The sequence below is a fragment of the Craurococcus roseus genome (genome assembly GCF_039523795.1).
Classification (GTDB): Bacteria; Pseudomonadota; Alphaproteobacteria; order Acetobacterales; family Acetobacteraceae; genus Craurococcus; species Craurococcus roseus.
Window position 1 is genome coordinate 1,053 of the sequence record NZ_BAAAFZ010000010.1, and the last position, 7,228, is coordinate 8,280.

Consider the following 7,228-nt stretch of genomic DNA (forward strand, 5'->3'; position numbering starts at 1 on the left):
CGCCGCGGCGGCGCCCGCCGCGCCGGACGGCACCATCGGCACCTTCGCCGGCGCCACCGGCACGATGGCGCCGAGCGCGGGCGCCGCCGGCGCGCCCGCGACCGTCACCTTCACCACGGATTTCGGCCAGGGGCCGCAAACGGTCACGCTGTCGCTCGGCGAATTCGGCGAGGCGCAAGGGCTGACCCAGTTCGCCGGCGAGGAGCTGTCGGTGCGGAACCTGGAGGCGGACGGCGTGCCGCCCGGCGCCTACGCCGGCATGAGCGTGCGCGAGAACGGCGACGTGGTCGTGGGCTACGACAACGGCCAGAGCCGCGTCATCGCCCGCGTGCCGATCGTGGCCTTCAACGACCCCGACAAGCTCCAGCGGCTCGACGGGCAGGCCTTCATGCGGACGGCGGAGTCCGGCGAGGCGCGGGTGGCGGACAGCGCCTCCAACGGGGTGGGCAAGCTCGTCACCGGCTCCCTGGAGCGGTCCAACGTGGACATCGCCTCGGAATTCACCAAGCTGATCGTGGCCCAGCGCGCCTACACGGCGAACACCCGCGTGGTGACGACCAGCGACGAGATGCTGCAAGAGACGCTGAACATGCGGCGTTGACCCCCCGTTAACCGTCCGTCCGGCACCCTGGCGCCGCCATGAGCCTCGACCTAGCCCTCAACATCGCGCGGAGCGGCCTCGCCGCGGTGCAGCGGGGGCTGGCGCAGAACGCGCAGAACGTCGCCAACGCCGACACCGCGGGCTACACGCGCAAGGCCGTCGCGCAGGAGGCGCTGGTCGCCGATGGCCGGCCGATGGGGCTGCGCACGGCGGAAGCGCGGCGGGACGTGGACGCGGCGCTGGCGGTTCGGCTCGACGCCAGCCGCGCGGCGGCGGCCGGCGCGGCGGCCCGCGAGGGCCTCCTGTCCGGCGTGGAAGCCGCGCACGGCACGGGCAACGGCGACGGCTTGGCGGACGCGCTGGCCGGGCTCCGCAACGGCCTCATCGCGCTGCGCGGCGCGCCGGCCGAGGCCGGCAAGCAGATGGCGGCGCTGGAAGGCGCGCGCGGCGTGGCGGAGGGTCTGAACCGCCTTTCGGACGCCATCGGCGCCGCGCGGCAGCGCGCGCAGGACGGCATCGTGGACGAGGTGGCGTCGGCGAACGCTGCGCTGCGCGAGATCGCCGGCCTCACCTTGAAGATCAAGAACGGCGGCGACGGCGGCACGGCCTCGCTGGAGGATCGCCGCGACCTCGCCGTCGCGCGCCTGTCGGAGAGCGTGGAGGTCCGCGCGGTGCGGCGGCCCGGCGGCGACCTGCTGCTGGTGGCGCGCGGCGGCGTGGTGCTGCCGCTCGACCCGGACCGGGACGCGCTGGCGACGAGCGGCGCGACCGTGCGGCCGGGCGCGTCCTTCGCGTCCGGCACTTTGCCCGGCGTGACGCTCAACGGCATCGACGTCACCGGCCAGATCGGCGGCGGACGGTTGGGCGAATTCGTCGCGCTGCGGGACAACACCTTGCCACGCTACCAAGCCGAGGCGGACGTGCTCGCGGCGACCGTGGCGGGGCGGCTGGACGCGCAAGGCTTGCGCCTCTTCACCGACGCGGACGGCGCCGTGCCCGACCCCGCCACGGCCTACGCCGGCGGCGCGCAGGTCGGCTTCGCCGGGCACGTCCGCTTGAACCCCGCCGTGGAAGCGGACCCCGCCCTGCTGCGGGACGGCACCCACGCCGTCGCGGGCTCGGCGGGCGGCCCCACGGCCTTCGCGCCCAACCCGGCGGGCGGCCCGGCCGGCTTCACCACGCTGCTCAACCGCGTGCTCGACCACGGCCTCGGCGCCGAAGCGTCGGCCGGCGCGCCCTGGCCCGCCATCCGCACCAGCGGCCTCGGCCCGGACGGGACGCTCGCCTCGCCCTTCGCCGCGCCGCCGGGGCTGGAAGGCTACGCCGCCCGCCTCGCCGCCGCGCAAACCGGCGACCGCGCCGCCGCCACGGAGGCGCGCACGGGGGCCGAAGCGCTGCGGGGCGTGCTGGAGGAGAAGTTCGGCCAGCGCTCGGGCGTGGACCCGGACGCCGAGATGGCGGCGATGGTGCAACTCCAGAACGCCTACGCGGCGAACGCGCGGGTGCTGGGCACGGTGCAATCCATGTGGGATTCGTTGCTGTCGGCGGTGCGCTGAATCGGCGGCGCCGCCTGCGGCCGCATCCCCGCCATCCTTCCGGAGCCTCGCCGTCCTCGCCGTGTCGGGTGTGTCCGGCAAGGGAAACCGAACGGAGAATGTTCCATGCGTCGGACGATCATGGCATTGGCGGCCGCGGCGTTTCTGGCGGCTGCGGGCGGGGCCCTCGCCGCGCCGGCCATCGCCTCGCCCGGAACGCCCTGGCACGCGGCCGCCGAACGGGTCCAGTACCACCAGCATCCCGACTGGCGCGGCCCCAGTGACTTCGAAGGGGAACGCTGGCACCGCCGGCAGCAGCGCCGGGCCTACGAGGAGGAGCGTGTCGCCGAAGCGGCGCGGCGCGAGGCTTGGCGCATCGAGCGGGAGCGCGCGGAGCGCCGGGCGTGGCGGCACGCGCAGCGCGAGTGGTACTGGCGCCACAACGGCCACTGAGCTTCCGGGCCGCGCCGGTCCCCAAGGGGGACGGCTCGGCAACCGCGGGCGCGTGGCCCGCGTTGCGCGCTTCCATGACCGAGCCGACCCCGGCGCCGGCGGACGCCGACGACGCCCTCCTCCGCCTCGCGGCGGCCGTGCGCGACGCGGGCTACCGCTTCGTCACGGCGACGCCCGCGACCCACGCCCGCGTCAACGCGCGGCCCGGCAACGCCTGGGCGCGCGGGTTGGAGGACGTGTTCGGCTGGAGCCGCCCGTTCCGGCCCGAGATCCTGCCCCCGGCGGTGTTCGAGCTGATGCGGTTGGCCGGGGTGGCCGCGCCATACGGCGAAGGCGGCGATGGCTGGCGCAGCCTGGTCCGCTTGTCCTCCTTAGGCGGCGAGCTGTTCCTCCACTCCGCCTTTCCGACCGCCGAGGCGGACGCGGTGTTCTTCGGCCCCGATACCTACCGCTTCGCCTCAGCCATCGAGGCGCACCTCGAAACCCGCGCGGCGCCCGTGCGTCGGGCCGTGGACATCGGCTGCGGCGCCGGGCCGGGCGGCATCCTGGTCGCCAAGGCGCGGCCCGGGGCCGAGGTGTCAATGGGCGACATCAACGACGCCGCGCTCCGCTTCGCCCGCATCAACGCCGCGCTGGCCGGTGCCGGCAACGCCGTGGCGCGTCGGAGCGACCTGCTCGCGGGCGTTCCCGGCGACCCGTTCGACCTGGTGGTCGCCAACCCGCCCTATCTCGTCGACCCGGCGGAGCGGGCCTACCGGCACGGGGGCGGACCGTTGGGCGCGGGGTTGTCGCTGACCATCCTGGACGCGGCGCTCGGCCGGCTCGCCCCGGGCGGGACCTTGCTGCTCTATACCGGTGCCGCGGTCGTGAACGGCCACGACCCCTTCCGCGCCGAGGCCGAAGAACGACTTGCCGCGCACTCGGGCGTTGGGTGGACCTACCGCGAGGTGGACCCCGACGTGTTCGGCGAGGAGTTGGACACCGCGGCCTACGCGGAAGCCGACCGCATCGCCGCCGTGGTGCTCACAGTCACACGCAAAGGATAACGAACCGCATGCCCGAAGGCAGCTTCGCCGCCCGTCCTCTGATGACCGATGACGGAACGAACGAGCAACTTCACCGCCGCTTGGCCCGCGCCAACGAGAAGCGCTTCGCCCCCTCCCTGCCGACCGCGGATTGGAAGCGGGACATCGAGGAGACCGCCGCGTTCCAGCGCGAGGAGGGCGAGTTCCTGGAGGCGTTCCGCGCTTCCGTCGCCGGCCGCGCCGCGGAAGCGCCGACCGATGCGGACGGCTTCGTCGCGTGGTTCGAGGCCTTGGAGCAGGACGGCCCCGGGCAGAACGACCCGTTGTTCCCGTGGCTCGCCGAGCAGGCGAGCATGGACGAGATGCGCTGGTTCCTCACCCAGGAGGTCGCCGGCGAGGCGGGCTTCGAGGACCTGTCCGCGCTGACCCAGGTGAAGCTGCCGCAGCGGCCGAAGCTGGAGATCGCGCGCAACTACTGGGACGAGATGGGCCGCGGCAACCCGAAGGGCATGCACGGCCCGATGCTGGAGGTGCTGGCCGAGCGTCTCGGGCTGGAGCCCCGTCCCGAAACCACGGTGTGGGAAGCGTTGGCGCTGGCCAACACCATGGCCGGCTTGGCCGCCAACCGGCGCTACGCCTACCACTCGGTCGGCGCGCTGGGCGTGATCGAGCAGACGGCGCCGAGCCGCGCGGCGCTGGTGGCCGCGGGGCTGAAGCGGTTGGGCGTGCCGGCGGGCGACCGGCACTACTTCGACCTGCACGCGGTGCTGGACGTGAAGCATTCGGACGCGTGGAACGCCGAGGCGCTGCATCCGCTGGTCGAAGCCGACCCGTCGCTGGCGCCCGCCATCGCCGAGGGCGCGTTGATGCGGCTCGAGTGCGGCGCGGCCTGCTTCCGCCGCTACCGGCGCGAACTCGGCCTATGAGGCCCACGGGCCGCCCCCCGCCTCCGCGGGCGGGCGGCCCGTGCGGCTACCGGACGGCGAGGTTGCTGAACATCAGCACCTTGCGCTCCAGGTCGAAGGTCGCCGTGCCGCTGCGCGCGAACAGCTTCAGGATCACGTCGATGTCGTCGGCGTCGGGCTCCAGGATGTACTCCTCGACGCCGTTGTCGAGGATGAGCTGCAAGGTGAAGCGCCCCTCCTCACCGCGCTGCCGCTCGGTCCAGGACGCCTGGATGTTGGTGACCTGCCGCACGTTGTAGCGGGCCTTGAGCCGCTCTTCCTGCTGGTCCTTCTGGTCGGCCATGTCGGTCGCTCCCCTTTCCGATCAGCGGCCGGGCGACGGGTCGGAGACCACCGCCCCGTATTCCTCGAACGACGCCCTGGCCTTTTCGAGCCTGTCTTCGTCCACCTCCGCCGAGACGAGGATGGCGCCCTTGCCGACGCCCCCGGCCTGAGCGCGCTCCCCTTCCGGCAGGATCTTGTCGCCGACCGGGTCGCCCGGCGCGCCGCTGCCGCGGTGCCGCTCGGCCGCGTCGGCGCCCGAGGCGACGGTGCCGGAGGTGTTCTCATCGCCGGCCGGGCCCACCCGCACCAGCGAGCGGTCGAGGCCGTAGTCCTGCACGAGGTGTTCCACCGCCATCTCCGCCTCGCGGCGGGTGTTGAAACGGCCGGTGATGGTCTGCTTCGCCATGGTTGCCTTCGCTCCTCTCGCCGGCGGGGCGCGTCACCCGCCCCCGCCGGAGGTTTCCGTGTGCCCGGCCGGGATTTTCCGGGGGCGGCCGTCCTCGCCGAGCGCCACGAAGGTGAAGACGCCTTCCGTGACCTTTTCCGGCGCCTTGCCCCGTCCGCGGCCGCGCGCCCAGGTTTCGACCTTCACGGTGAGCGAGGTCCCGCCGGCGTCTTCCAGCGAGCAGTAACAGCTCACCTCGTCGCCCACCGAGACCGGGCGCAGGAAGCGCATCGCCTCGATGGCGACCGTGGCCACCTGCCCTTCCGCGCGTTCCGCGGCGAAGGTGCCGCCCGCGAGGTCCATCTGCGACAGCGTCCAGCCGCCGAAGACGGCGCCCCCGGAGTTGGCGTCGCGCGGCATCGCCACCGTCCGGAGGTGCGGGCCGCCCGGTACGTCCGGAAGTTGATCCGCCATGGGCCGCCCCACCCCCCTTGCTGCGCCTCCGACCGGGGTGGTTAACCCTCTCGGCCGCGCCGCGTTCCCGCCCCGCGGCGCGGGGGCGCCGCCTCCCGGCCCACCCGCCCTGGCGCCGGCCCGGTTCGGGGCGACCTTACGGTTCGTTATGGTGCGGGCGCGGCCAAAGCGGCGCAGGGTGGCCCCGTTGTTGGCAGGGCGGGTGAAACGCGGAACAGTGGTGGAGCGATTGTCGAGGAATAAGATGGCGGAGCGTTCCGGGCCGTTGCCGCTGTCCGCCGACGGTCGAGGGGCCGCGGCGGCATGAACGGGCCACGCAGGGAGGGGCGCCGGGCTTGGCTGTGCCGCGCGCGCGCGGCCGCCGCCGGCCTGCTGCTCGCCCCCGCCCCGTGGGCCGCGGCGCCGCGGGCGGAAGAGGAGCGGCACACCCCCCCGCCGGAGACCGTGGCGGCCGCGGACTGCGGGGCCGTGACGCGCGCCGGGCAGCCGTTGCAGTACAAGAACGCGCGCTTCGGCTTCACCATGACCTACCCGCCGAGCTTCATGCTGGACCCGGACAGCATCCCGGAGGGCGGCGACAGCGCCCGCTTCTGGACGGCGGACCGCCGCGCCACCGCCGTGGTGACGGGCATCCGCAACGGGCTGGGGCAGTCGCTGACGGACCTGCTCGACGAGGCGACCAAGGACATCACGGAAAACAGCCACGGCACGATCACCTACACGCGGGCCAGGGACAACTGGTTCGTCATCTCCGGCTTCATCGGCGAACGCATCTTCTACCGCCGGAGCTTCCTGTCCGACCGTTCGCGGGTGATCGGCAGCCTCTGGATCGAATTCCCGCGGACCATGCGCCCGTGCTTCGAGGACGCGGTGAGCATGATGTCCCTGTCCTTCCGGCCGAGCCCCACCTGAGGCCGCGGCGCGGCCGTTAACCCTCCCTTCAGCGGCGCGTGCGCCACTTCGCCGGAGCGGGGCGGCGGAGCGGGTTGGGGTTGGGCGGATGCGCGGGATCGACACGCTGGGGCGGCTGGACTCCGACGCGGGCCTGTTGCGCGCGCGCCTCGAAACGCTCAACCGCCAACTCGCCACCGGCCGGCGCGCGGAAGCGCCCGGCGACCTCGCGCCGCAGCTCCCGCGCGTGGCGGCGCTGCGGGCGGAGGCGACGCGGCGCGACACCTACGGCGCTGCGGTCGGCGAAGCGCTGGCGCGCGCGCAGGCGACGCAGCGAACGCTGGGCCGCTTGTCGGAGATCGCCAGCGAGTTCGGCGACGGCGTCGCCATGAAATTGGACCCGGGCGACCCGGAGGCCATCCCCTTCGCCGCAGCGCGCGCCCGCGCGGCGCTGGTCGAGGTCGGGCAGCTCCTGAACGCGCAACAGGGCGGCGAGTACCTGTTCGGCGGTTCCGACTCGGCCAACCCGCCGGTGCCCGGGCCCGACGGACTGCCGACGAGCGGCTTCGCCGCGCAGATCGCCGCCGCGGTGTCCACCCTGGCCAGCGGCGGCACCGCGGCGGCCGCGGGCGCCG

At 74.3% G+C, this 7,228-nt stretch carries 10 protein-coding genes; 7 read left to right on the forward strand and 3 right to left on the reverse strand.

The window, feature by feature from the left end:
* From ABD067_RS05910 to ABD067_RS05930, 5 genes are all read left to right on the forward strand, one after another.
* Positions 1 to 601: flagellar hook-basal body complex protein (locus ABD067_RS05910; RefSeq protein WP_343894262.1), on the forward strand; the 601-nt coding region annotated here is incomplete at its 5' end.
* A 38-nt stretch (positions 602 to 639) separates the two neighbouring features.
* The gene (locus ABD067_RS05915; protein ID WP_343894263.1) at positions 640 to 2,157 is read left to right on the forward strand and encodes a flagellar hook-associated protein FlgK; all 1,518 of its coding nucleotides are present in this window, start codon (positions 640 to 642) and stop codon (positions 2,155 to 2,157) included.
* A 105-nt stretch (positions 2,158 to 2,262) separates the two neighbouring features.
* Positions 2,263 to 2,589, forward strand: a complete 327-nt coding sequence (locus ABD067_RS05920) for a hypothetical protein (RefSeq protein WP_343894264.1) — start codon at positions 2,263 to 2,265, stop codon at positions 2,587 to 2,589.
* A gap of 74 nt (positions 2,590 to 2,663) precedes the next feature.
* Positions 2,664 to 3,635 carry a class I SAM-dependent methyltransferase gene (locus ABD067_RS05925; RefSeq protein WP_343894265.1) on the forward strand — a complete coding sequence of 324 codons (972 nt, stop codon included), beginning with the start codon at positions 2,664 to 2,666 and terminating at the stop codon, positions 3,633 to 3,635.
* An 8-nt stretch (positions 3,636 to 3,643) separates the two neighbouring features.
* Positions 3,644 to 4,540, forward strand: a complete 897-nt coding sequence (locus ABD067_RS05930; RefSeq protein ID WP_343894266.1) for an iron-containing redox enzyme family protein — start codon at positions 3,644 to 3,646, stop codon at positions 4,538 to 4,540.
* A gap of 46 nt (positions 4,541 to 4,586) precedes the next feature.
* On the opposite strand, the gene ABD067_RS05935 is transcribed toward ABD067_RS05930, so the two are convergent.
* The 3 genes from ABD067_RS05935 to ABD067_RS05945 are packed head-to-tail and all read right to left on the reverse strand — an operon-like array spanning position 4,587 to position 5,702.
* Positions 4,587 to 4,862 (reverse strand): hypothetical protein, encoded by a 276-nt coding sequence (locus tag ABD067_RS05935; RefSeq protein ID WP_343894267.1) that lies wholly within the window; start codon positions 4,860 to 4,862, stop codon positions 4,587 to 4,589.
* Positions 4,863 to 4,883: 21 nt separating this feature from the next.
* A complete protein-coding gene (locus tag ABD067_RS05940) occupies positions 4,884 to 5,249 on the reverse strand; it encodes a hypothetical protein (protein ID WP_343894269.1) in 366 nt (121 codons plus the stop codon).
* 33 nt (positions 5,250 to 5,282) lie between these two features.
* Complete coding sequence (locus tag ABD067_RS05945) at positions 5,283 to 5,702, reverse strand: acyl-CoA thioesterase (RefSeq protein WP_343894270.1); 420 nt, start codon at positions 5,700 to 5,702, stop codon at positions 5,283 to 5,285.
* 303 nt (positions 5,703 to 6,005) lie between these two features.
* Here ABD067_RS05945 and ABD067_RS05950 point away from each other — a divergent pair, with 303 nt between their 5' ends.
* Positions 6,006 to 6,614: a hypothetical protein gene (locus ABD067_RS05950; protein ID WP_343894271.1), complete on the forward strand. Its 609-nt coding sequence runs from the start codon at positions 6,006 to 6,008 to the stop codon at positions 6,612 to 6,614.
* Positions 6,615 to 6,702: 88 nt separating this feature from the next.
* Positions 6,703 to 7,228: flagellin (locus ABD067_RS05955; RefSeq protein WP_343894272.1), on the forward strand; the 526-nt coding region annotated here is incomplete at its 3' end.